19 protein-coding genes and 3 tRNA genes are annotated in these 23,882 nt (G+C 73.7%); 20 read left to right on the top strand and 2 right to left on the bottom strand.

Going from position 1 to position 23,882, the window contains the following annotated elements:
- Positions 1 to 382: 382 nt before the first annotated feature.
- From ACZ7C5_RS21395 to obgE, 4 genes are all read left to right on the top strand, one after another.
- The gene (locus ACZ7C5_RS21395) at positions 383 to 4,057 is read left to right on the top strand and encodes an Rne/Rng family ribonuclease (RefSeq protein ID WP_470323216.1); all 3,675 of its coding nucleotides are present in this window, start codon (positions 383 to 385) and stop codon (positions 4,055 to 4,057) included.
- A 228-nt stretch (positions 4,058 to 4,285) separates the two neighbouring features.
- Complete coding sequence (gene rplU, locus ACZ7C5_RS21390; protein WP_188295972.1) at positions 4,286 to 4,603, top strand: 50S ribosomal protein L21; 318 nt, start codon at positions 4,286 to 4,288, stop codon at positions 4,601 to 4,603.
- Positions 4,604 to 4,617: 14 nt separating this feature from the next.
- Positions 4,618 to 4,875, top strand: coding sequence for a 50S ribosomal protein L27 (gene rpmA, locus ACZ7C5_RS21385; protein ID WP_030233756.1), 258 nt, complete (start codon positions 4,618 to 4,620; stop codon positions 4,873 to 4,875).
- Between the two features lie 140 nt (positions 4,876 to 5,015).
- Positions 5,016 to 6,497 (top strand): GTPase ObgE, encoded by a 1,482-nt coding sequence (gene obgE, locus ACZ7C5_RS21380; RefSeq protein WP_401077951.1) that lies wholly within the window; start codon positions 5,016 to 5,018, stop codon positions 6,495 to 6,497.
- Between the two features lie 101 nt (positions 6,498 to 6,598).
- Here the strand turns inward: obgE and ACZ7C5_RS21375 are convergent, their stop codons facing one another.
- Entirely contained in the window at positions 6,599 to 6,880 is a 282-nt protein-coding gene (locus ACZ7C5_RS21375) for a hypothetical protein (protein WP_401077954.1), read from the bottom strand.
- A 304-nt stretch (positions 6,881 to 7,184) separates the two neighbouring features.
- Between ACZ7C5_RS21375 and proB the strand changes: the two genes are divergently transcribed.
- From proB to ACZ7C5_RS21350, 5 genes are all read left to right on the top strand, one after another.
- Positions 7,185 to 8,321 (top strand): glutamate 5-kinase, encoded by a 1,137-nt coding sequence (gene proB, locus ACZ7C5_RS21370; protein WP_470323215.1) that lies wholly within the window; start codon positions 7,185 to 7,187, stop codon positions 8,319 to 8,321.
- 174 nt (positions 8,322 to 8,495) lie between these two features.
- On the top strand, positions 8,496 to 9,017 hold the full coding sequence (locus tag ACZ7C5_RS21365) for a hypothetical protein (RefSeq protein WP_401077959.1): 522 nt from the start codon (positions 8,496 to 8,498) through the stop codon (positions 9,015 to 9,017).
- A gap of 179 nt (positions 9,018 to 9,196) precedes the next feature.
- A complete protein-coding gene (locus ACZ7C5_RS21360; protein ID WP_470323214.1) occupies positions 9,197 to 10,519 on the top strand; it encodes a glutamate-5-semialdehyde dehydrogenase in 1,323 nt (440 codons plus the stop codon).
- A 90-nt stretch (positions 10,520 to 10,609) separates the two neighbouring features.
- On the top strand, positions 10,610 to 11,194 hold the full coding sequence (locus ACZ7C5_RS21355) for an SCO2584 family spore wall biosynthesis protein (RefSeq protein WP_188295501.1): 585 nt from the start codon (positions 10,610 to 10,612) through the stop codon (positions 11,192 to 11,194).
- 104 nt (positions 11,195 to 11,298) lie between these two features.
- On the top strand, positions 11,299 to 12,360 hold the full coding sequence (locus ACZ7C5_RS21350) for an SCO2583 family membrane protein (RefSeq protein ID WP_470323213.1): 1,062 nt from the start codon (positions 11,299 to 11,301) through the stop codon (positions 12,358 to 12,360).
- A gap of 109 nt (positions 12,361 to 12,469) precedes the next feature.
- Here the strand turns inward: ACZ7C5_RS21350 and ACZ7C5_RS21345 are convergent, their stop codons facing one another.
- Entirely contained in the window at positions 12,470 to 13,558 is a 1,089-nt protein-coding gene (locus ACZ7C5_RS21345) for a M48 family metallopeptidase (protein WP_401077970.1), read from the bottom strand.
- Between the two features lie 297 nt (positions 13,559 to 13,855).
- Between ACZ7C5_RS21345 and ACZ7C5_RS21340 the strand changes: the two genes are divergently transcribed.
- From ACZ7C5_RS21340 to leuS, 11 genes are all read left to right on the top strand, one after another.
- Positions 13,856 to 14,002, top strand: coding sequence for a hypothetical protein (locus tag ACZ7C5_RS21340; protein ID WP_401077972.1), 147 nt, complete (start codon positions 13,856 to 13,858; stop codon positions 14,000 to 14,002).
- A 151-nt stretch (positions 14,003 to 14,153) separates the two neighbouring features.
- Positions 14,154 to 14,309, top strand: coding sequence for a hypothetical protein (locus ACZ7C5_RS21335; protein WP_188295497.1), 156 nt, complete (start codon positions 14,154 to 14,156; stop codon positions 14,307 to 14,309).
- 145 nt (positions 14,310 to 14,454) lie between these two features.
- Entirely contained in the window at positions 14,455 to 15,087 is a 633-nt protein-coding gene (nadD, locus tag ACZ7C5_RS21330; RefSeq protein ID WP_401077974.1) for a nicotinate-nucleotide adenylyltransferase, read from the top strand.
- 14 nt (positions 15,088 to 15,101) lie between these two features.
- Positions 15,102 to 16,928 carry a LytR C-terminal domain-containing protein gene (locus ACZ7C5_RS21325; RefSeq protein WP_470323212.1) on the top strand — a complete coding sequence of 609 codons (1,827 nt, stop codon included), beginning with the start codon at positions 15,102 to 15,104 and terminating at the stop codon, positions 16,926 to 16,928.
- Positions 16,929 to 17,061: 133 nt separating this feature from the next.
- A complete protein-coding gene (gene rsfS / locus ACZ7C5_RS21320; RefSeq protein ID WP_401077980.1) occupies positions 17,062 to 17,520 on the top strand; it encodes a ribosome silencing factor in 459 nt (152 codons plus the stop codon).
- Entirely contained in the window at positions 17,517 to 18,167 is a 651-nt protein-coding gene (locus tag ACZ7C5_RS21315) for a histidine phosphatase family protein (RefSeq protein WP_401079745.1), read from the top strand. The genes rsfS and ACZ7C5_RS21315 overlap by 4 nt, the downstream gene beginning before the upstream one ends.
- Positions 18,168 to 18,331: 164 nt before the next feature.
- Positions 18,332 to 18,404 (top strand) — tRNA-Ala (locus ACZ7C5_RS21310).
- A 43-nt stretch (positions 18,405 to 18,447) separates the two neighbouring features.
- Positions 18,448 to 18,520, top strand: a tRNA-Ala gene (locus ACZ7C5_RS21305).
- 381 nt (positions 18,521 to 18,901) lie between these two features.
- Positions 18,902 to 18,974: transfer RNA gene (locus ACZ7C5_RS21300), tRNA-Ala, on the top strand.
- A 98-nt stretch (positions 18,975 to 19,072) separates the two neighbouring features.
- Complete coding sequence (locus ACZ7C5_RS21295) at positions 19,073 to 20,368, top strand: hypothetical protein (protein ID WP_401077982.1); 1,296 nt, start codon at positions 19,073 to 19,075, stop codon at positions 20,366 to 20,368.
- 293 nt (positions 20,369 to 20,661) lie between these two features.
- Complete coding sequence (gene leuS / locus ACZ7C5_RS21290) at positions 20,662 to 23,550, top strand: leucine--tRNA ligase (RefSeq protein WP_401077985.1); 2,889 nt, start codon at positions 20,662 to 20,664, stop codon at positions 23,548 to 23,550.
- Positions 23,551 to 23,882: the final 332 nt, after the last annotated feature.

The following is a 23,882-nucleotide window of genomic DNA, read 5'->3' as shown; positions in this document are numbered from 1 at the left end:
GCCCAGTGCCTCACTGGGCCCGAAGGTCCTCCAGGGTTCCCGCGGCTCCCCAGGGGAGCGAGCGTCGTCGCAGCACAGGCCTGTCACCCGGGGCCTGCTGACCAGGAAGGTCGGCCGGTCCGGGACCCCCTCCGGGAGCCACCCGGGGTTGGGGAACGGCGCAGCTTGGGAAAACCTCAGAAGACTGGTCAGACCAGAAGACTTTCGACACCCCGCCGAGTGCGGGGCGCCGAGCGAGACTACGAGCCCCTGTGCGGCCTCGCGTCCGCGCGGCGGCACCGTCAAAGGGTCAGGCCCTGGCATCGTCTCGATGCCGGCCGCCCATCGGTGCCGCGCCGTGCCCGGATGCGGAGCCCGGGGGCCTGACGGGAGATCCACCCGCATGCTCGATAACACCGATCCGCAGCAGACTGCGGCCACGGAGCAGAACGAGACCGCCGTGACCGGTGGCGAGGGCGCGTCCGCCGCGCCGCCGCGCCGTCGTCGCCGCGCGGTGTCCCGCCCCGCGGGCACCCCGCAGGGCGCGGCCGCCGAGGCGGCCGAGACGGTCCTGCCGGCCGAGACGCCGAAGGCCGAGGCCCCGGCCGCTGAGCCGGTGGCCGAGCCGGTCGCCGAGAAGCCCGTCCGGGCCCGCCGTACCCGCAAGCGTGCCGAGGCCCCGGCCGGGGCGCCGGAGGCCACCTCGATCGTGGTGACCGCGCCGGACGCCGCCGCGGCCCAGGCCGCCGAGCAGGCCGAGCCGGCCGCGCCGGTCGCCGGGAAGGCCCCCGCGAAGGCTCCCAGGGCCGCGAAGGCCGACAAGACCGCCAAGGCCGAGCAGACCGCCAAGGCCGAGAAGGCTGAGCAGGCCGAACCGGCCGAACCGGCCGAGCCGGTCGCCGAGAAGCCCGCCCGGGCCCGCCGTACCCGCAAGCGTGCCGAGGCGCCCGCCGGTGCCCCCGCCGCCGAGGCCGAGGCCGCTCCGGCCGTCGAGGTGCCGGCCGTCGAGGCCCCCGCCCCCGTCGCCGTCGCAGAGCCGGCGGCCGAGGAGGCTCCCGCCGCTCCGGCCCGTCGCCCCCGCCGCCGTCGTGTGGTCGAGGCCGCGCCGGTCGTCGAGACGCCGGTCGAGGAGCCGCAGGCCGAGGAGCCCGAGGAGGAGGCCGCCGAGGCCGCTGCCGAGGCCCCCGCCGCCGCTCCGGCTGCCGCCCCTGCGCCCGCCGAGGCCGAGCCGCCCCACCGGGTGCGCCGCCGCGCGGTCCGCCCGGCCACCGCGGTGTTCCAGGCTCCCGTGTTCCAGGAGCCGGCCCCCTTCGTCGCGGCCTCCGCGCCGTCCGCGGTGTCCGCGCCGTCCGCACCGCAGCAGCCCGCCGCCGCCCCGGCGCAGGCCGAGGCCCCGGCCGCGGCCGAGCGCGAGGAGGACGAGTTCGAGTACAGCGGTGTCGGCCGCCGCCGCCGGGTCCGCACCCGGGTCGAGCCGACCCGTCGCAAGTCGGCCGCCCAGACGAAGGCCCAGGCGAGGGCGCAGGCCAAGGCACAGGCCGCCGCGCCGGTTGCCGCGCCCGTCGTCGAGGCCCCCGCCCCCGCCCCCGCTGTCGAGGCCCCTGTCGTGGAGGCCCCCGCCGCCGGTCCCGAGGCCGAGGACGAGTGGGAGGACGGCCGTCCGTCGCGCCGTCGCCGCCGGGGCGGTCGTCGCCGCCGTCGTGGCGAGGCCGAGGAGTTCGAGGCCGCCGAGGCCGTCGAGACCGAGCAGCCCGCCGCCGAGCAGCCCGCCGCCCAGCAGCCGGCCGAGGCCGTCGAGGACGAGGACGAGGACGACGACGAGCTGGCCGCCGGCCTGTCCTCCTCGCGCCGTCGCCGCCGCCGTCGCCGCCGCAGCGGTGAGACCGGTGCGGTCGAGACCGCCGAGACCACCGAGGACGGCGTCCGCACGGTGGTGAAGGTGCGCGAGCCGCGCCGCCGTTCCACCGAGCCGTCCTTCGACCCGGACGAGGTGCAGTCCATCAAGGGCTCGACCCGTCTGGAGGCGAAGAAGCAGCGCCGCCGCGAGGGCCGCGAGCTGGGCCGCCGCCGGGTGCCGATCATCACCGAGGCCGAGTTCCTGGCCCGCCGCGAGTCGGTCGAGCGCGTCATGGTGGTGCGCCAGAGCGGCCAGCGGACCCAGATCGGTGTCCTCGAGGACGGCGTGCTGGTCGAGCACTACGTCAACAAGGAGCAGGCCACCTCGTACGTCGGCAACGTCTACCTGGGCAAGGTCCAGAACGTGCTGCCGTCGATGGAGGCCGCCTTCGTCGACATCGGCAAGGGCCGCAACGCGGTGCTGTACGCCGGTGAGGTCAACTTCGGCGCGCTGGGCGGCCACGGCGGCCCGCGCCGGATCGAGTCGGTGCTGAAGTCCGGCCAGTCCGTGCTGGTGCAGGTCTCCAAGGACCCGATCGGCCACAAGGGCGCCCGCCTGACCAGCCAGATCTCGCTGCCCGGCCGCTACCTGGTGTACGTGCCCGAGGGCTCGATGACCGGCATCTCGCGCAAGCTCCCCGAGAACGAGCGCGCGCGCCTGAAGCAGATCCTCAAGAAGATCGTCCCGGACGACGCGGGCGTCATCGTGCGCACCGCCGCCGAGGGCGCCTCCGAGGAGGAGCTGACCCGCGACGTCCAGCGCCTCCAGCAGCAGTGGGAGGACATCCAGAAGAAGGCCGCGACCGGCAACGCCCCGGCGCTGCTGTACGGCGAGCCGGACATGACCGTCCGGGTCGTCCGCGACATCTTCAACGAGGACTTCACCAAGGTCATCGTCTCCGGCGACGAGGCGTGGAAGACCATCCACGAGTACGTCTCCAACGTGGCGCCCGACCTCGCCGAGCGGCTCCAGCGGTGGACCTCCGAGGTGGACGTGTTCGCCACCTACCGGATCGACGAGCAGCTGATGAAGGCGCTGGACCGCAAGGTCTGGCTGCCCAGTGGCGGTTCGCTGGTGATCGACCGCACCGAGGCGATGGTCGTCATCGACGTCAACACCGGGAAGTTCGTCGGCCAGGGCGGCAACCTGGAGGAGACGGTCACCCGGAACAACATCGAGGCGGCCGAGGAGATCGTGCGCCAGCTGCGGCTGCGCGACCTCGGCGGCATCATCGTGATCGACTTCATCGACATGGTGCTGGAGTCCAACCGCGACCTGGTACTGCGCCGTCTGCTGGAGTGCCTGGGCCGGGACCGGACCAAGCACCAGGTGGCGGAGGTCACCTCGCTGGGCCTGGTCCAGATGACCCGCAAGCGGGTCGGCCAGGGCCTGCTGGAGTCCTTCTCCGAGCCGTGCGTGCACTGCAACGGCCGCGGTGTGATCGTCCACATGGAGCAGCCGAGCGCCCACGTCCACGCCCCCGTGTCGGTGGGCGAGGCCGGCTCGGCCGGCGGCAAGCGCCGTCGCCGGGGCAAGGGCGGCGCGGCCCACGAGGAGCTGCCGGCCGTCGAGGCCGCGGTGGCCGAGCCGGTGACCGAGGCCGTCGCCGAGCCGGCCGAGCCGGTGCGCGAGGAGATCGAGGGCCAGCTGGCCCTGGAGGTCCCCGGCGTCGAGGCCGCGGCCGAGGAGGCCGTCGTCACGGCTCCGGTCGCCGCCGCTCCGGCCGTCGAGGCCCCGGTGGCCGCTCCGGCGGGCCGTCCGCGCCGCCGGGCGGTGCGCAAGGCGACCGCTCCGGCAGGGTCCCCGGACACCGCCGAGATCGTGGTGCTCCAGGCCAAGGCCGAGGCGGCGCTGGAGGCGGCCCTGGAGGCCGCCGCCCCGGCTGCCGCGGAAGCCGCTGCCGAGGCCGTCGCCGAGGCGCCGGGCGAGCCGGTCGTGGCCGTCGAGGCCGCGGTCGTCGAGGAGGCCCCCGAGGCCGCCGAGGCCGTCACCGAGGCTCCGGCCGAGGAGGCGCCGGCGCCGAAGAAGCGGGCCGCCCGGAAGACCGCCGCGAAGAAGACGGCCGCCAAGAAGACCACCACGGTGGCCAAGAAGACCACCGCCCGCAAGACCGCCACCAAGCGGACGAGCGCGGCGGCCAAGAAGGCCGCGGCCGCCGAGGGTGATACGGCGGCCGAGTAGTGCCCACGCCCGGGGCGGGAGCGATCCCGCCCCGGGCCGTACGGGCCGGTTTGCCCCCCGGGCGGCCGGTCCGTATTCTTGACCATCGGCGTGTCTACGCCATGCTCCCGAGCACATCACCTTCCCGAGGTCGCCGCGTTCGCGCGGAGAGCCGGGGAGAGGCTCCTGTGTCCGTACCCAGGTGGCTGGCGTCGGGGGTTCCGACCGAGCAAGGAAAGCAGGTACCGCATGTACGCGATCGTTCGCGCAGGCGGCCGCCAGCACAAGGTCGCCGTCGGCGACGTGCTGGAGATCGACCGTATCGAGGCCAAGCCGGGTGACTCGGTCGAGCTCTCGACCCTCCTCGTCGTCGACGGTGACGCTGTCACCTCCGACCCGTGGGTCCTGGCCGGCGTGAAGGCTCACGCCGAGGTGGTCGACCAGACCAAGGGTGACAAGATCATCATCCTGCGCTACAAGAACAAGACCGGCTACCGCCGCCGTCAGGGTCACCGTCAGCAGCACACCGCGGTGCGCATCACCAGCATCGACTCGGTCAGCAAGTAAGGGGATAGCGGAAAATGGCACACAAGAAGGGCGCAAGCTCTACTCGTAACGGCCGTGACTCGAACGCCCAGCGCCTCGGCGTGAAGCGCTTCGGTGGCCAGGTCGTCTCCGCCGGCGAGATCATCGTCCGCCAGCGCGGCACCCACTTCCACCCGGGTGCCGGTGTCGGCCGCGGTGGCGACGACACCCTGTTCGCGCTGACCGCCGGTGCGGTGCAGTTCGGCAACCGTCGCGGCCGCAAGGTCGTCAACATCGTGGCCGTCGAGGCCTGAGTCCCCGCGGACTCCCGGGTCTGAGAAGACTCACCGGGTCTGAGAAGACCCACAGTGAAGGGTGGGCCGGAATTCTCCGGTCCACCCTTCACGTTTTACTCAGGCAGCAATGCAGACTCTCGCGCACTGGAGGCACACCCATGACCACCTTCGTGGACCGCGTCGAACTTCACGTCGCCGCGGGTAACGGGGGCCACGGCTGCGCCTCCGTGCACCGCGAGAAGTTCAAGCCGCTCGGCGGCCCGGACGGCGGCAACGGCGGTGAGGGCGGCAGCGTCATCCTCACCGTGGACGCGCAGGTCACCACCCTGCTGGAGTACCACCACTCGCCCAAGCGCAAGGCCACCAACGGCAAGCCGGGCGCGGGCGGCAACCGCACCGGCGCGATCGGCGAGGACCTCGTCCTGATGGTGCCGGACGGCACCGTGGTGCTGGACCGCCAGGGCAACGTGCTGGCCGACCTGGTCGGGCACGGCACCAGCTTCGTCGCCGCCCAGGGCGGCCGCGGCGGCCTCGGCAACGCCGCGCTGTCCTCGGCCCGCCGCAAGGCGCCCGGCTTCGCGCTGCTCGGCGAGCCCGGCGAGGCCGGCGACATCGTCATGGAGCTCAAGTCCGTCGCCGACGTGGCCCTGGTGGGCTACCCGAGCGCGGGCAAGTCCTCGCTGATCTCGGTGCTCTCCGCCGCCAAGCCGAAGATCGCGGACTACCCGTTCACCACCCTGATCCCCAACCTCGGCGTGGTCACCGCGGGCGAGACCGTCTACACCATCGCCGACGTGCCCGGCCTGATCCCGGGCGCCAGCCAGGGCCGCGGCCTGGGCCTGGAGTTCCTGCGGCACGTCGAGCGCTGTTCGGTGCTGGTGCACGTGCTGGACTGCGCCACCCTGGAGCCCGGCCGCGACCCGCTGAGCGACCTGGAGACGATCGAGGCCGAGCTCGCCGAGTACGGCGGCCTGGAAGACCGCCCGCGCCTGGTCGCGCTCAACAAGGTGGACGTCCCGGACGGCCAGGACATCGCCGACCTGACCCGCACCTCCCTGGAGGAGCGCGGCTACCGGGTGTTCGAGGTCTCCGCGGCCTCCCGCAAGGGCCTGCGCGAGCTGAGCTTCGCGATGGCCGGGATCGTCTCCGAGGCGCGCGCCGCCAAGCCGGTCGAGGAGTCCACCCGGATCGTGCTGCGGCCCAAGGCCGTCGACGACGAGGGCTTCACCATCACCGAGGAGGACGGCGCCTACCACATCCGCGGCACCAAGCCGGAGCGCTGGGTCCGGCAGACCGACTTCAGCAACGACGAGGCCGTCGGCTACCTCGCCGACCGGCTGGCCCGCCTCGGTGTCGAGGAGAAGCTGTGGAAGGTCGGGGCGCAGGAGGGCGACACCGTCATCATCGGCCCGGAGGAGAACGCCGTCGTCTTCGACTGGGAGCCGACCATGGCCGCCGGTGCCGAGATGCTCGGCCGTCGCGGTGAGGACCACCGCATGGACAGCCCGCGTCCGGCCGTCGACCGCCGCCGCGAGAAGCAGAAGGGCCGGGACGCGGCCGAGGCCGAGTTCCTCGCCTTCGAGGCGCTCTCCAGCAGCCGGCAGGCCGCCATCGAGAGCGAGGACGACGAGGAGCACTGAGTGCTCCGCGCCGAACGGCCCCCGCCACCCGTCGAGGTGGCGGGGGCCGTTCGCGCGCTCGGCGGTGACGGGGCGTCACTTCGTCCAGGAGGCCTGGAGCTTCAGCCGGTGGTGGAGATGATGGTGCAGCCCTTGGCCTCGGTGCCCTTGGCGACGCCCTGGAACTTCGCGCTGGTGCACTTGGGCAGCGGGGTGGCGGCGCTCAGGACGTCGAGGGCCTTCTTGCCGGTGGCGTCGAAGACGACGAACTTCGAGTCCGGGGCCGCGCCGGTGCCGGCCGGGGTGTCCGTGTTCTCCGGCCCGCAGGCCGCGAGCGAGAGGGCGGTGGCCGCCGCGAGCGCGGCGACGGTCAGCTTGGTGGTGTACGAACGCGTGGTGCGCATTTCTCCTGGGCGCGCGGCCGCGGCCGTTGCCGGCCATTGCCCGGTGCGGCGCCGCCCGTCGTGACAGGAAGAGTCGATGACGACATGGGTACAGCGGGCAAGAAGCCGTCCCCCGATCTGGCTTGCGGTCAGGGACCATACCAGCCATCCGAAGTGGTGGACGGGCCGTGACGAGCCGGTGACCGGCCCGGGTCCAGCCGGTGAAACACCCTGCGGGCGACCTGCGCGGATCGCGTAGATTTCGGGGGTGACGGCCGGTCCCGGCCCGCCGCACCCGCACCACACCGGAAGGGCGAACAGCGAGATGAGCGAGGACTCCCTGCGGGAGGAGGTGCTGACCGCGCGGCGGATCGTCGTCAAGGTCGGCTCCTCCTCGCTGACCACGGCGGCCGGCGGCCTGGACGCCGACCGCGTCGACGCCCTGGTGGACGCGCTCGCCAAGCTCCGGGCCCGCCCGGAGCCGCCGGAGGTCGTGCTCGTCTCCTCCGGGGCCATCGCCGCCGGCCTCGCCCCGCTCGGTCTGGAGGGGCGGCCCAAGGACCTGGCCCGCCAGCAGGCCGCCGCCAGCGTCGGCCAGGGCCTGCTGGTCGCCCGGTACACCGCCTCCTTCGCCCGGTACGGCATCCGGGTCGGCCAGGTGCTGCTCACCGCCGAGGACGCCAGCCGGCGCGCCCACTACCGCAACGCCTACCGCACCCTGGACCAGCTGCTGGCGATGGGCGCGATGCCGATCGTCAACGAGAACGACACCGTCGCCACCGCCGAAATCAAGTTCGGCGACAACGACCGGCTCGCCGCGCTGGTCGCCCACCTGGTCCGGGCCGACCTGCTGGTGCTGCTCTCCGACGTGGACGGCCTGTACGACGGCGACCCGTCCCGCCCCGGCACCAGCCGGATCACCGAGGTACGCGGCCCGCAGGACCTCGACGGCGTCGAGATCGGCAGCGCCGGCAAGGCCGGGGTCGGCACCGGCGGCATGGTCACCAAGGTCGAGGCGGCCAGGATCGCCACCGGCGCGGGCATCCCCGTGGTGCTCACCGCCGCCAGCCAGGCCGCCGACGCGCTGGCCGGCCGGCCCACCGGCACGCTCTTCCTGCGCACCGGCAGCCGGACCTCCGACCGGATGCTCTGGCTGGCCCACGCCAGCAGCCCGCGCGGGGCCCTGCACCTGGACGCGGGCGCCGTCACGGCGGTCGTCTCCGGCGGCGCCTCGCTGCTGCCCGCCGGGGTCACCAAGGTCGACGGGGAGTTCGCCGCGGGTGATCCGGTGGACCTTCTTGCCGAAAACGGCCACATCGTGGCTCGCGGACTGGTCAACTTTGATGCGAGGGAGTTGCCCCGCCTGCTCGGCCGGTCCACCCGCGACCTGGCCCAGGAGTTCGGCGCCGCGTACGAGCGCGAGGTCGTCCACCGCGACGACCTGGTCCTTCTGCGCGGCTGACCGGCCCGGCGGGCCGGCACCGGCCGCCCGGCCGATCGGCGCAGTGCGCCCGACGGGTCGCCCCGCACCGGGAGCGGTCCGGCCGCGGGCGGGGAGGGGCGCAGCCGTACCGGTCGGCCGAGGGCCGACGGGGCCGGTGGGGACGACACGACATCGCCGAACAGGAGGCCGCCGGTGGAACGCAGGCGCGAGGCAGCGCTGACCGCAGGGACGGCGGGCCGGCGGCTGACCAGTATCGACGGCGGACGCGGGGACGGGCCCGCCGAGCCGGCCGGTCCGCCGCAGGGGCCCGGCGGGGTGCGCAGGCTGCGGCCCGAACGCACCCGGGCGGACCAGCCGCCCACCGTGCCCGAGCAGGCGCGGCTGTGGCACGTGGTGCTGAGCGTGGCCGGGCAGGTCACCCCGCTGACCTCGCTGCGCACCTCACTGGAGCAGCTGGCGCACGACCACGCGTTCTTCCTGACCGCCCGCTACGCGGCCGACCACGCCGAGATCCGCTACTGGGAGCAGGCCAGGGACCTGCACGACGCGGCGGCCATCGCGCTGCGGCTGTGGGGCGAGCACAAGGTCACCTCGAACCTGCCGCCCTGGGAGATCGTCGGGCTGGAGGTCGTCGACCGGGCGACGTACCACAAACGGGTGGCGGAGGGCTTCGGCGATCCGCCGTCGCACCTGGGCGGGGTGTACCCGTACTGAGCCGTCCTGACGGGTCGGGCAGCCCCGTCGGGCCAGGGCCGCGCGAGCGGCGTCGAGGGCGATCGCGCGAGCGCCGCCGGGGGCTCGCGCGAGCGGCGTCGGGCGTGACCTGGCGAGCGCCGTCTCACCGGGCGAAATGCCGCCCGGGCGGGACGGACCCAGTCGCTACCCTTGGCGGCATGACCAGCGACCTCGCCACCGCCGACAGCCCCGTCCTCGCCGTAGCGCGCCGAGCCAGGGAGGCCGCCGCCGCGCTCGCCCCGCTGCCGCGCGGCGTGAAGGACGCCGCGCTGCTGGCGGTCGCGGACGCCCTGGTGGCCCGCGGCGCCGAGATCGTCGCGGCCAACGCCGAGGACGTGGCGCGGGCCCGCGCGGCCGGGACGGCCGAGTCGGTGATCGACCGGCTGACCCTGACCGCCGAGCGGATCGCCGCGATCGCCTCCGACGTGCGCGACGTGGCCGGGCTGCCCGACCCGGTCGGCGAGGTGGTGCGCGGCTACACCCTGCCCAACGGCCTGGACGTGCGGCAGGTCCGGGTGCCGCTCGGCGTGGTCGGCATCATCTACGAGGCCCGCCCGAACGTCACCGCGGACGCCGCCGCGCTCTGCCTCAAGTCCGGCAACGCGGTGCTGCTGCGCGGCTCCGCCTCGGCCTACCGCTCCAACACCGCGCTGGTCGCCGTGGTGCGCGACGCCGTCGCCGGGGCCGGGCTGCCCGCCGACGCGGTCCAGCTGGTGCCGGGGGAGAGCCGCGACTCGGTGAGGGAGCTGATGCGCGCCCGCGGCCACGTGGACGTGCTGATCCCGCGCGGCGGCGCCTCGCTGATCCGCACCGTGGTGGAGGGCTCGACCGTCCCGGTGATCGAGACCGGCACCGGCAACTGCCACGTCTACGTGGACGCCGAGACCGACCTGGCGATGGCCGTCGGCATCCTGCTCAACTCCAAGGCGCAGCGGGTCAGCGTCTGCAACGCGGCCGAGACGCTGCTGGTCCACCAGGACGTCGCGGACGCCTTCCTGCCGCTCGCGCTGGCAGCGCTCGCCGAGGCCGGGGTGACCGTGCACGGCGACGAGGCGGTGCTGAAGGCCGCCGAGGGCGGCGCGGCCACCGTGGTGCCGGCCACCGACGAGGACTGGGGCGCCGAGTACCTGTCGCTCGACCTGGCCGCCGCCGTGGTGCCCTCGCTGGACGCCGCCGTGGAGCACATCCGCCGTTGGTCCTCCGGCCACACCGAGGCGATCGTCACCACCTCGCAGGCCGCCGCCCGCCGGTTCACCCGGTTGGTCGACTCCACCACGGTGGCCGTCAACGCCTCCACCCGCTTCACCGACGGCGGTGAGTTCGGCTTCGGCGCGGAGATCGGCATCTCCACCCAGAAGCTGCACGCCCGCGGCCCGATGGGCCTGCCCGAGCTGACCAGCACCAAGTACATCGTCACTGGTGACGGGCACGTGCGGGGCGAGGCGACGCAGACCGTGGGCGGGGACGCGGACGGCCGCTGACCGCGCCAGCGGGGGCCGGCCGTCACACGTGCGACGGACCAACTGCCGGGAGCCACAGACAAATCGCCCGGCCGGTAATACGCTGAATCCGTGGCTGAGGATGTGGGGGGCTTTCCGTACCCCGACGGCGCCGACCACGGTGGTGCGGACGACGAGTTCGCCACCGTGGTCTTCGATGAGGCCTTCGTCCGGTCCGCCGCCGTGCACGAGCCGACCGCCAAGGAGCGGCAACTCGCCGCCGCCGAGGCCAGGTTCGAGCCGGAGACCGCGGGTCCGGGCTGGGGCTGTGACGTTCCGGCCGGAGACGGGCTGCCGCTGGAGCTGCGCCCGTACCCGACCGGACTCGACGCGGACCACCTCTACCCCGATCCCTGGTCGGGGCCGGGCCGGGCGGCCGACCGCAGGGGCCGGCGGCGCCGGCGGCGCGGCTACGATCCGGTGCGCGCCCGCGGACGGTACGTGGCCCAGCAGCGCTGGCACCGGCCGGTGGCCTGGGTGCTCGCCGTGATCATGGGGGTGAGCCTGGTGGCGGTCGCGGTCGCGGCGGTCTACCAGGGCGTGGGCGGTTCCCCGGGCACGCCCCGGCGCCCCGAGTCCGGCAGCAGCAGTGCCGGGGTCGAACCGGGGCAGGCCCCGGCCGAGCCCCCGCTGGTGGTCACGGCGCCCGCGGGTTAGCGCGTGTCCCGGCACGGGCGCCCCGGGACGGTGGTCACGGAGCGTTCCCGGGAATGTGCGTCCGGGCCCTCGTGGCGGCGCTGGTGTCCGCCTACCCTGGTGGTGTGGGTGACCCGCGAGAGCCTCCTGAGGGCACGCCCGGGGACGGTTCCGGCAACGAGGACGAATTCCGGTCCGTCGTGTTCGACGAATCGTTCGTGCGGGCTGCCCGCATCCAGGAGCTCTCCGCCCGGGAGCGGCTGGCCGGCACCTTCGGCAGGGCCACCCGGGCGCGGGTGCGGCTCGGCCCGCTGGGCACCGTCCCGCGCCGGGCGCTCGCCCTGCTGCTGCTCATCCTGCTGGCCTTCGGGGCCGCGGTGTACTTCGGGGTGAGTTCGCCGACGGTGACCGCGGTGCATCCCGAGGGCAGTCAACTGACCGTCAGCCTGGTCGCGTTGAGCCCGGCTTCGGCCGTCAGGCCGGTCGCCGACCCGGCGGACCCGTTCGCCGGGCTGACGCCCGGCTACGGGGACGGCGCGCTCGGGCTGAACACCCCGACCGGGGCCGCCACCGGGCACTTCAGCCGGGTCGAGGTGACCAAGGCGCTGGACACCGTCCAGCGCTACCTGGTGGCCTCCTCGCTCTCCCCGGCCGTCCTGGTCCGGGGGGCCACCTCGGACGTGCGGGCCTTCGTCACGCCCGGTGAGCTGGCGGGGTTCGACGCGAGCGTGGCGCAGCCGGTGGACGACCGGCACCACGCGGCGACCGGCTGGATGGTCCGCTTCGACCCGGCGCGGGTCGCGCTGGCCTCGAACACCGTGAAGGTGGCCGGCGCGATGCGGATCGACGAGGCGGACGACGGGACCTTGCAGATCACCACCGACCACACCTTCGTCTACGCGCTGAAGCCGGGCGGTGCCCCGGCCGGAGCGCCGGCCGGCCTGGAGACCGTGCGGCGCCAGCTGACCTTCCGGTTCGACCGGGTCGACCTGGCCTCGGCGCAGCTGCGGCTGGTGGACGCGGTGGTGCAGGCCGGGCCCGAGTCCTGCGGGACCTCGACGGCGGGCTTCCTGCAGCCGGTGCTGGCCACGGCGCAGGGCACGGTGGTCGCGCCGCCGTCGCCGGTCGACCCCGGCAACCACGCCCGTCCCGGCTGGCAGGTGTGCGGGGTGCTGGCGGGCAGCTGAGGGGCGGGGGCCGGGAGGCGGGGGGCGTGCCGGGCGGTTTCCGGGCCCGTGGAACGGCGCGGCGGCCGGTGCCCGGGCGGGCGCCGGCCGCCGTCGCGGTCCCGGTGGGTCAGCTGCCGTCGCGGTCCGAGGAGCCGTTGCCCGAGGAACCGTTGCCCGCGGAGCCGCTGCGGCTGCCGGTGGCGCCGGTGAAGGTGTCGCGGAGCTTGCCGCCGACGGTCGCGGCGCCGCCGGCGACGTCCCTGAGCAGGCCCATCAGCGGGTCCTTGCTCTCCTTGACCGAGGTCGTGTAGTGCTCGGCGGCGGCCTTCCACTGCTCGGTGACCGAGGTGTCCGGGTCGTCCGAGCGGCGCGGGTAGGCGCCGGCCAGGATCGAGCGGTACTCGTCGCTCTCCGCCCACTTCTTCAGCTGGGCGACCCGGACGACCGCGAAGGGGTGGGTCTGCGGCAGCAGCTGGAGCACCTTGAGCACGCCGTCGCGCAGGTCGCCGGCCTTCTCGTACTCCTCGGCCTGCTCCAGGAAGGCGTCGACGTTCATCTCGGCCAGGTTGTGGCCGCCGGCGAGCTTCATCAGGGCCCGCATGGACGCCTGGAGGTCCTGCCCGGCGAGCAGGCCGGCCCGGTCGCTGGACAGCTCCGCCTTGCGGAACCACTCCTTGAGCGCGGTGATGATCGCGGTGATCGCCAGGTTGCCGAGCGGCACCCAGGCGATCCGGGTGGCGATGTTGGTGAGGATCATCAGCATCGTCCGGTAGACGGCGTGGCCGGACATCGCGTGGCCCACCTCGTGGCCGATGACCGAGCGCAGCTCCTCCTCGTCCAGCAGCTCGACCAGGCCGCTGGTGATCACGATGATCGGGGTGTCGATGCCGATGCAGTACGCGTTGACCGTCGGGTCCTGGCTGACGTACAGGTCGGGGACCCGCTCCAGGTCGAGCACGTAGGAGGCGTCGCGCACCATCGCGTGCAGCTCGGGGAACTGGCGCTCGGAGGTCTTCACGGCCGTGGCCAGGAACATCAGCCGGATCGCCCGCTCGGAGACCAGGCCGGCCAGCTTCTTCAGGATGTCGTCGAAGCCGGTCAGCTTGCGCAGGGCGACCAGGGCCGAGCGGTCCGCCGGGTGCTCCCAGGCCCGGGTGGAGATTCCGGGGAAGCGTTCGCGGCGGCGGCTCGGGGTCTTCGCGGTCGTGTCGGTCATGGTCTGAGTACCTCCTGGTCGACGGCGGCCGCGGGCCCGCTGGCCCGCCCCCCGCTGGTCTTCGCCTGCAACGACTGTCTCTGCAACGTCCGCGGTTGCGTACTCGTCCCCGGGGTCAGCGTACGCGCGGGTCCGGGACGGCGGCCGGGACGTTCCGGCCGGGACGTTCCGGCCCGCGGTGCGGGCAGGTCGCGGGGGCCGGTGGGCGGCGCCGGTGTGAAGCCGGTTTAACCTGATTCCTGGACGACCGAGACCGGACCCGGCCGCGGTACCGAGCAGTTCTAGGAGCCCCCGCAGATGTCCACCGACACGCTTGTCAGCCTGGCCGCGCCCATCTCCGACGAGGCCGGTCCGGGCCTGTTCCTGCGGATCATCGTGGTCGCCTCCTTCGTGGGCATCGGCCTGCTGGTCTGGATCATGGCCCGCGCCTTCAAGAACAACTAGGGCCTCCGTGGCGGGTGGTGCTCACGCCCGGTCAGCGGCGGTGGGCCGCCGAGCGGTTGCCGTGTAACCCCCCGTACGATGGCGGGTGGGCCCTCATCGGCCTCCGAACACCCCCAGGTCCGTTCACCGAGCCGAGAAGGTCCAGCCGACCATGAACACTGCTGCCGCACTCCCCGTCCTGAACCTGCTCGCCGAGGGCGAGGGGGGCAACCACGACAGTCTGAACCCGGCCCTGACCGGTGGCGCCGCGCTGTTCATCCTGCTGGTCCTGCTCTTCATCACCACCCGCTTCAACCGGGACCGCTGAGCCGGGTCGACGGACCGCTCGGGGAGCGTCCGGCCATCGGCCGGCCGCTCCCTCACGCATCTGCGGACAACCCCCACGCGGTCTGTGAAGGACCCCCACCCGACCGTTCCCGCACCGTAACGGGCGTCGCGTAAGGTGTGGCGGCATGGGAGAGCAGGCCGGGAATCCCGGCGGACCGGAACCGGCGAAGAAGCGCCTGGGCGTCATGGGCGGCACCTTCGACCCGATCCACCACGGCCACCTCGTCGCGGCCAGTGAGGTCGCGAGCGCGTTCCACCTGGACGAGGTGATCTTCGTGCCGACCGGGCAGCCGTGGCAGAAGAGCGACCGCCACGTCACCGCCGCCGAGGACCGCTACCTGATGACGGTCATCGCCACCGCCGAGAACCCGCAGTTCTCGGTCAGCCGGATCGACATCGACCGCGAGGGCCCGACGTACACCGTCGACACCCTGCGGGACCTGCACGCGATGCACCCGGACGCCGACCTCTTCTTCATCACCGGTGCCGACGCGCTCGCCCAGATCCTGTCCTGGCACGACTCCGACGAGCTGTTCTCGCTGGCCCACTTCATCGGATGCACCCGCCCGGGGCACACTCTGTCGGACGCCGGGCTTCCGGTGGGCGGGGTCTCCCTGGTGGAGGTCCCGGCGCTGGCCATCTCCTCCACGGACTGCCGCAACCGGGTCGCCAAGGGCGAGCCCGTCTGGTACCTCGTTCCGGACGGCGTGGTCCGCTACATCGACAAGCGGGCGCTGTACGCGCCGCGCGGGGACTGATCCAGGAGCGGTGCATGACTGATCGCAGCGACGGCCGGCGGCCGGAGGACTGGTCCACCGGGCAGTACCGGCAGCCGTACCAGGAGTACCAGGACCCGCAGCAACCGCAGCCGCAGCAACAACAGCAGCGGCCGCAGCCGCAGTCGTACGAGCAGCAGCAGTACGACCAGTACGGGCAGCCGGTGTACCCGCAGGACCCGTACGGCTACCAGCAGCAGGGGTACCAGGGCTACGACGGGTACCAACAGGGCGGCGGCACCGGGCAGTTCCCGCAGCAGCAGTCGTACGGGCAGCAGCAGTACGACCAGTACGGGCAGCCGGTGTACGTCCAGGACCCGTACGGCTACCAGCAGCAGGGGTACCAGGGCGACTACCAGCAGTACCAGGCGGCCACCCCGGTCGTCACCGAGCCGCAGGCGCCGGCGGAGACCGAGCCGGTTGCTCCGGCCGCCGCTGCCGCGACCGCTGCCGCGCCGCCGCGTCCGCGGGTGCCCCGGCCCGCCGCCGAGGCGGCGCCGGCCAAGGCCGGGGCGCCGTCCGAGCAGGTCTCCGGCGCGCGGGCCGGGAAGGCCGGCGGCAAGGCGCCCGAGGACGACTACACCACGGGCGAGTTCACCTTCGTCGACGAGGAGGCGGAGGAGACCGAGGACGTCATCGACTGGCTGAAGTTCGCCGAGTCGCGCAGCGAGGTGCGCGCCGAGCGCCGCCGCAAGCTGCGCAACCGGCTGATCGGCCTCGGCGTGGCGGTGGCGCTCGCGGCCGGCGGCGTCGGCGGCTACCTCCTCCTCACCGGCGACAAGCCGACCGCGGCCGCCGCCGCCGGCGGGCGGCAGGTCAACGTCGTCCACCTGCGCGACCTCCAGGGCAAGGTGTCCAGCGCGCTGCTGGTCAACGACGCCTCCGGGAAGAAGGGCACGGTGCTGCTGCTGCCCGACAGCCTGCGGCTGCCCGGCCCGGGCGACCCGCCGGTCACCACGATCGGCCAGGCCATGGACGGCATCGGCTCCTCGGCGACCCGCGACGGCCTGTCCACCGTGCTCGGCGCCCCGGTGGCCGGCACCTGGCGGCTGGACACCCCGTACCTGGAGCTGCTGGTCTCCCAGCTCGGCGGCGTCCGGGTGGACACCAACGCCGAGATCCACGAGGGCAACAAGCCGGACGGCAAGCCGCTGTCCGCGGCCGGGAAGAACATCCTGCTCAGCGGGAAGGCCGCGGTCGCCTACGCCACCTGGCAGGCGCCGGGGGAGAACCGGGACGCCCAGCTGGCCCGGTTCGGGCAGGTCATGGACGCGGTGGTGCGCACCATGCCGACCGAGTTCAAGGACGCCAAGGACGACGTGCACCGGATGAACGCGGTGCTCGACCCCTCGCTGCCCGAGGACGCCCTCGCCGGGGTGCTCGCCGAGCTCGCCCAGCAGGCGAAGGACGGCCACTTCGGCACCACCGCGCTGACCGTCAAGCCGGACGGCAGCCTGGACGAGGCGACCGCGGGCAAGCAGGTCAAGGACGTACTGGGCGGCACCGTGAAGTCCGCGGCCGCCGGCGACGCCCCGGCCCGGGTCGCGGTCCAGGACGCCAGCGGCAACGACGCCGCGGCGGCCGCCGTGCAGGTCCAGATCGTCAACTCCGGCCTGACGTTCATCCCGGGCGGCGCCAAGGCCGCCCCGCAGGCCGCCAGTGAGATCCGCTACACCGACGACGCCCGGCAGGGCGCGGCGAAGTCGCTGGCGACCAGCCTCGGCCTGCCGGACTCGGTGGTGAAGAAGGTGACCGGCGACACCCAGAACGCGGATCTGCTGGTCGTGCTCGGCAAGGACTACCAGCCGCCGAAGAACCAGTAGCGGGGCCCTGCTCCGGCGGCGGCCGGGGCGGGCCCGGAAAACGGTTCCGGGCCCGCCCGGGCGGCGTGAGATCCTGGAAGTTGACCCCGGCCGCGCGCCGGGGCGCCCCACGCCGCCGAGCCGGAAGAACACCGTGACCGTCACCGACCACAGCCAGCAGCTCATCACCGTCGCCGCCCAGGCGGCGGCCGACAAGCTCGCGCACAACATCATCGCCTTCGACGTCAGCGAGGTGCTGTCGATCACCGACGCCTTCCTGATCGCCTCCGCGAACAACGACCGCCAGGTCCGCTCGATCGCCGAGGAGATCGAGGACCAGCTGCGCGAGCAGCTGGACATCAAGCCGGTGCGCCGCGAGGGCGAGCGCGAGGGCCGCTGGATCCTGCTCGACTACCTGGACATCGTCGTCCACGTCCAGCACTCCGAGGAGCGCTCCTTCTACTCGCTGGACCGCCTCTGGAAGGACTGCGCCGAGCTGCCGCTCCCCGAGGACGCGCTGGCCACGCGCAACCGTCCGGACGCCCACACCGACGAGGCCGGCAACGCCGTCGCCCCGGCCGACGACTTCGGCAAGCCCGAGGACCTGCACTGAGCCGCGGCGCGCGCGGTCCGCGCATCGTCTTCTGGCGGCACGGCCAGACCTCCTGGAACCTCGAATCGCGTTTCCAGGGCACCACGGACATCGAGCTGACCGGCCAGGGCGTCCTCCAGGCCCAGCGGGCGGCCCGGCTGCTCGCCGGGCTCCGCCCCGACCTGCTGATCTCCTCCGACCTCGTGCGGGCCCGGCGCACCGCCGCGGAGCTGGCCGAGGTCACCGGGCTCGACGTGCAGCACCACGAGGGCCTGCGGGAGACCTACGCGGGCTCCTGGCAGGGCCTGACCAACGCCGAGATCCGGGAGCGCTTCCCGGAGGAGTACGCGGCCTGGGCGGCCGGCGAGCCGGTGCGGCGCGGCGGTGGCGGCGAGCTGGCCACCGAGGTCGCCGACCGTTCGGTGCCGGTGGTGCTGGACGCCGCCGGCAAGCTCCCTGAGGGCGGCACCCTGGTCGTGGTCAGCCACGGCGGGACGATCCGCACCATGCTCGGGCGGCTGCTCGGTCTGGAGCCCGCCCAGTGGGAGTGCTTCGGCGGGCTGTCCAACTGCTGCTGGTCGGTGCTCGGGCAGGGCGCGCGCGGCTGGCGCCTGCTGGAGCACAACGCGGGCACGCTCCCGCAGCCGGTCATCGGCGACGACACCTGAGCGGTGACGGTGCGGGCGGCACCGGACGCCGGGGGTCCCACGGGACCCCCGGCGGGGGGCCGGAAAGGGCGGATTTCGCAGTTCCGGCCCTGACCGGCTAGAGTCTTCCTCGTTCGCAGGGAAGGAACGCGGCCCGGAAGGGAAGCGGGAAATCCGGTGAGTGCGGGGCTATAGCTCAGTTGGTAGAGCGCTTGCATGGCATGCAAGAGGTCTGGGGTTCAATTCCCCATAGCTCCACTCCGCACCGGCGGTCGTGGTCAGCCATGGTCGTCCGTGTCGCGGGGCTATAGCTCAGTTGGTAGAGCGCTTGCATGGCATGCAAGAGGTCTGGGGTTCAATTCCCCATAGCTCCACAGTAGTTCGGAAGGCCGTCACCCAAAGGGTGGCGGCCTTCCGGCATTTCGGGGGTCCGGGGCTCCGGGCGTTCCGGTTCCGGTGGTGCGCGGGTGTCTCCCTCTGCTCCTCGCGCGGATGGCGGCGCGACGGATGGCGGTGGTGGCGGGCGGCACGGCGGCGGTGGCGGGGTGCGGGGCGGTGACGGGGCGTACGCCTGGTCGGCCGACGCCCGGGCGGGAGGCGTACGCCGGGAGCGCGGGAGGCGGGACTCCCGGGGCGTGTGGCGCGGACCTCGGGAAACGGATTTCGGGAGCACACCCCGGAGCGTGTAAAGTAGTCGATGTCGCCGAGGGAAACGGCCGGAAACAACCGGGAACCACGGTGACGACGCAGGTCAAGGGGCTATAGCTCAGTTGGTAGAGCGCTTGCATGGCATGCAAGAGGTCTGGGGTTCAATTCCCCATAGCTCCACAGCAGTCGAGAGCCGCCTCCCGGAAACGGGGGGCGGCTCTTCGCCGTTCTGCCCGCGCCACCGGCCGGAGCGCCCGGAATCCCGCTACCGTCGTGCCATGGCCGATCTGGAGCGAAGGCGGAACGAGGAACTGGCCCGGATACTCCACCAGCTCGGCTGGAGTCCGGAACGGCTCGCCCGCGAGGTGAGCCTCGCCCTGCCGCCGGGCCTGGCCATCAGCTCCACCGCCCCGTACAAGTGGCGCGACCGCGGCATGGTGCCGCGCAGCCCGCACGACCAGGCGGTCTGCGAGGTGCTCAGCCGCACCCTCGGCATCGCCGTCACCTACGAGCAGCTCTGGGGCCGGATGGGCGGCCACCGCGGCGCGAAGATCCTCTCGCCCCGGCTGCTCACCGACCCGTGGACCGCCGACACCGCCCAGACCGCGCTGCGCGAGGCCGCCACCGACGCCGGGCCGGTCCGCCTCACCGACCTGTTCCGCAGCGCCGACCTCGACCAGGCCGCCGCCCGCCTCGACTCCCCGCCCCCGCCCGTCGGCGGCGGCGAGGGAGCGCTGCGCGTCGAACCGGGGCTGGCCGGCGAACTCGGCCTCTCCTACCGCAGCAAGCAGAAGCTCGAACGGGCCTGCGGCGGCGGCCTCGTCCTCGGCCCCGTCCGGGCCGAACTCGCCATGCTGGCCAAGCTGCTGGAACTGGGCTCGTACGACGAACGGCTCGGCCGCGAGCTGTACGGCACGGCCAGCAGACTCGCCCGGCTGGCCGGCTGGGCCGGGTACGACCTCGGCCACGACGCGGCCGCCCAGCGCGCCTTCGTCGCCGCGCTGCGCGCCGCCCACGTCAGCGGCGACCCCAGGCTCGGCGTCGCCGTGCTCGGCGCGCTGGTCGTGCTCGCCACCCAGGGCACCGGAGGGCGCGGGCTGGACGCCGTCTCCGCGCTCGCGACCGCCCTGGACACCCACGGCGCCGCGCTCGGCCCCACCGGCCGGGCCCGCCAGTACGGCCGGCTCGCCCGCGCCTACGGCCGCCGGGGCGAGGCCGAACGGGCCGAGGCCGCCGCCGCCCGGGCCTTCGCCCAGCTGGACGGCCTGCCCGGCGCGGAGGAGGCCAGGGCGGGCCTCGCCGGGATGGTGGGGGAGGGGCGGCTGGCGCTCGGCCAGCACCGGCTGGCCAAGGTGCTGCTCGCCGAGGCGGTGTCCGGGCTCGGGCCGGGGCGGGCCCGTTCCAAGGCGCTGCTGATGGTCCGCCTCGCGGAGGCCCACCGCCGGCTCGGCGACCAGCGGGAGGCGGCCCGCACCGCGGCGCTGGCGCGCTCGCTCGCGGCGGGGATGCAGTCGGAGCGGCTGGCGAAGGCGCTGCGGGAGTTCGACGCGGCGGGGCGGACGGCGGCGCGCTGACGGCGGTGCCCCGGCCCAGGTGAGGGGCCCAGGAGCGGGCCCGCCGGCCGGTATCCCCGGGAGCGGGCCGACCCGCTTGCGGTACCCTGAGCCCATGCGAACCGTGCGCCTGCTCCTTAGCCGGCCGCGCTGACCAGGACCGGCTGCGCCCCCGGGCGGTGCCGGAGTCGGCGTGGCGTCCCCTCCTGTGAGGGGATTTTTTGTTTTCCGCCCCCCGACCCCGACCCGGGCCGGGTCAACGGGCCGGCCGCCTGCGCGGTTCGCCAACTGACACCGATGGAGCTTGAAGGACCATGAGCGAGACGACCCCTGCGTCCGGCGCGGCCGAGACCGCGACCGAGCCGTTCCGGTACAGCGCCGCGCTGGCGGCCGAGATCGAGTCCCGCTGGCAGGACATCTGGGAGAAGGAGGGCACCTTCCACGCCCCCAACCCCACCGGTGCGCTGGCCGACCCGGCGGCCGGCGACGTCACCGCGAAGCCGCACAGCTTCATCATGGACATGTTCCCGTACCCCTCGGGCGCGGGCCTGCACGTCGGCCACCCGCTGGGCTACATCGCCACCGACGTCTTCGCCCGCTACCAGCGGATGACCGGCCACAACGTGCTGCACACGCTGGGCTACGACGCCTTCGGCCTGCCCGCCGAGCAGTACGCGGTGCAGACCGGCACCCACCCGCGGGTCTCCACCGAGGCCAACATGGCCAACATGCGCCGGCAGCTGCGCCGGCTGGGCCTGGGCCACGACCCGCGCCGCTCGATCTCCACGATCGACCCGGACTACTACCGCTGGACCCAGTGGATCTTCCTGCAGATCTTCGACTCCTGGTACGACGGCGACGCCCGCAGGGCCCGTCCGATCGCCGAGCTGGTCGCCGCGTTCGAGTCCGGTGAGCGGCAGACCCCGGACGGCCGCCCGTGGGCGTCGCTGTCCGCCGCCGAGCGCGACGAGGTGCTGGGCGAGTACCGCCTGGCGTACGCCAAGGAGGTGCCGGTCAACTGGTGCCCGGGCCTGGGCACCGTGCTGGCCAACGAGGAGGTCACCGCGGACGGCCGCTCCGAGCGCGGCAACTTCCCGGTGTTCAAGTCCAACCTGCGCCAGTGGATGATGCGCATCACCGCGTACTCGGACCGGCTGATCGAGGACCTGGACCTGCTGGACTGGCCCGAGGCCATCAAGCTGCAACAGCGCAACTGGATCGGGCGCTCCGAGGGAGCCCGGGTCGACTTCGCGGCCCCCGGTGACGAGAAGATCACCGTCTTCACCACCCGGCCCGACACCCTGTTCGGCGCCACCTACATGGTGCTGGCCCCCGAGCACGGCCTGGTCGACTCCATCGTTCCCGCCGCCTGGCCCGAGGGCGTGCCCGCCGAGTGGACCGGCGCCGCCGCCACCCCCGCCGAGGCCGTCGCCGCCTACCGCGCCGCGGCCGCCGCCAAGTCCGATGTCGAGCGGCAGGTCGAGGCCAAGGTCAAGACCGGCGTCTTCACCGGCGCCTACGCCGTCAACCCGGTCAGCGGCGAGCCCGTCCCGGTGTTCATCGCCGACTACGTGCTGATGGGCTACGGCACCGGCGCCATCATGGCCGTCCCCGCCCACGACCACCGCGACTTCGCCTTCGCCCGCGCCTTCGCCCTGCCGATGCGCTGCGTCGTCGAGCCGACCGACGGGCGTGGCTCGGACCCGGCCGAGTGGGACGACGCGTTCGACACCTACGACTCCGTCATCGTCAACTCCGCCCGCGCGGAAGCCGACCTGACGCTGGACGGGCTGAGCGTCGTCGACGCCAAGGCCGCCGCCACCGCCTGGCTGGGCGAGCGCGGCATCGGCGAGGGCACCGTCAACTACCGCCTGCGCGACTGGCTGTTCAGCCGCCAGCGGTACTGGGGCGAGCCCTTCCCGATCGTCTACGACGAGGACGGCGTCATGCACGCGCTGCCCGACTCGATGCTGCCGGTCGAGGTCCCCGAGGTCGACGACTACTCGCCGCGCACCTTCGACGCGTACGACTCCAGCTCCTCGCCGGAGACCCCGCTGTCGCGCAACGAGGCCTGGGTCAACGTGGAACTGGACCTGGGCGACGGCCCGAAGAAGTACCGCCGCGAGACCAACACCATGCCCAACTGGGCCGGTTCCTGCTGGTACGAGCTGCGCTACGTCGACCCGGCGAACTCCGCCGCGGTCGTCGACCCGGCCAACGAGCAGTACTGGCTGGGCCCCACGGCCACCAAGCCGGCCGGCGGCGCCGACCTGTACGTCGGCGGCGCCGAGCACGCCGTGCTGCACCTGCTGTACGCGCGCTTCTGGCACAAGGTGCTGCACGACCTGGGCCACGTCTCGTCCGTCGAGCCGTTCCACAAGCTGTTCAACCAGGGCATGATCACCGCCGACGTCTACCGCGACGAGCGCGGCTTCCCGGTGCCCGCCGCCGAGGTCGAGGAGCGCGACGGCCAGTACTCCTGGCAGGGCGAGCCGGTCAAGCGCGAGGCCGGGAAGATGGGCAAGTCCCTGAAGAACGCCGTCGCGCCCGACGACATCTCCGACGAGTACGGCGCCGACACGCTGCGCCTGTACGAGATGTCGATGGGCCCGCTGGACGTCTCCCGCCCCTGGGACACCCGCGCCGTCGTCGGCTCGTACCGCTTCCTGCAGCGGCTGTGGCGCAACGTCGTCTCGGAGACCACCGGCGAACTGGTCGTCACCGAGGAGGCGCCGGACGAGGCGACGCTGCGGGCCCTGCACAAGACGATCGACGGCATCCGCGGCGACATGGCCGGGCTGCGCTTCAACACGGCCGTCGCCAAGGCCATCGAGCTGAACAACTACCTGGTCAAGCGCGGTTCCACGCCGCGCGCGGTGGCCGAGCAGCTGGTGCTGATGGTCGCGCCGCTGGCCCCGCACGTCGCCGAGGAGCTGTGGCGCCGGCTGGGCCACGGCGAGTCGCTGGCGCACACCGACTACCCGGTCGCCGACCCGGCGTACGTGGTGGACGAGTCGGTGACCTGCGTGGTCCAGATCAAGGGCAAGGTCAAGGCGCGGCTGGAGGTCGCGCCGGGCATCTCGGACGCCGAGCTGGAGGCGCTGGCGCTGGCGGAGCCGGCGGTCGTCGCGGCGATCGGCGGGGCCGAGGTGCGCAAGGTGATCGCGCGGGCGCCGAAGCTGGTGAACATCGTCACCGGCTGAGTGCGGTTGTCGCGGGAGTGACGGGCGGGCGTCCTTCGGGGCGCCCGTCCGGCGTTCTGCGGGGCGCCCGTCCGGGGGTGCGCGGGGCGTCGGGCCGGCTTTCGGGGAGGGCCTGTCCGGCGTGCGCGGGGTGCCGGGGGTGTGGTGTGTACGGAGGGTGTGGGGGTTGCGGGGGTGGCGGCCGGGGGGTTCGCGCGCGCTCGGGGAGATCCCGGATCTGACCCTGATCTTCGTCGGCCGGGATCGTTCGGGCTCCCCCGGGCGGGCTGCGGCGGCTACCGTGGAACCCTCGGCGATGCGGCCCGCGTTGGGCCCGGTGAGGGCCGGAACGA

The sequence above is a fragment of the Kitasatospora sp. NPDC036993 genome, from assembly GCF_055607525.1.
Note: the sequence above shows the minus strand (reverse complement) of the source record. Positions and strands in the feature narration are given on the sequence as shown.